At 64.7% G+C, this 621-nt stretch carries 1 protein-coding gene; it reads right to left on the bottom strand.

The features are described from left to right. On the bottom strand, positions 1-507 hold a 507-nt coding region (locus AC07XF_RS28915), incomplete at its 3' end, for a VCBS domain-containing protein (RefSeq protein ID WP_495029242.1). Between the last annotated feature and the right edge of the window lie 114 nt (positions 508-621).

Genomic DNA, 621 nt, shown 5'->3' with positions numbered 1-621 from the left:
GACCTGCACGCTGAACACGTCGTTGTGACTCTCGCCCGCCTTCAGCGCCTGCACCGCACTGGCGACACCATTGGTGCCATTGGCCAGCGTGTAAGTCCACTGGCCGGTGTTGTCCACGGCGATTGAGCCGTAGGTGCCGGTTGACGCGCCATGGATGCTCCAATTGGTCGTGGCATCGTGATCAATGTCGGTCGAGCTGAACTGGCCACTGACGCTGAGCGTGGTGTCTTCCTGCACCGCGCCGGCATCGTTGCCCGTTTCAAAACCGAGCACGGGCGCGTCATTGGTGCCGGTAATGGTGATCGTCACGGCCTTTGTCACCGCCGCCCCGACGTCATCGGTCAGCGTCACGGTGAACACTTCGGTCTTGGTCTGGCCCGCGGCCAGGTACTGCGCCGCGCTGTTGTTCAGCGTATAGGTCCAGCCCACGCTGCCCGCCGCGTCGCCCGTACTCTCGTCGCTGACAGTGGCCACCAGCGTACCCAGCGCACCGGCCGGCGCATTCACGCTGGCCACATGGCCGTCATCGGCCAGGTCCACGTCGCCGAAGGCAAAGCTGCCGTTGGCCACCGTGGTGCCGTCTTCGCTCACTGCACCGCTTTCAACTTCTGCCGCCGTCAC

The organism is Pseudomonas sp. GW821-FHT01C01 (assembly GCF_059422645.1).
This window is presented reverse-complemented; position numbering and strand designations above follow the sequence as displayed.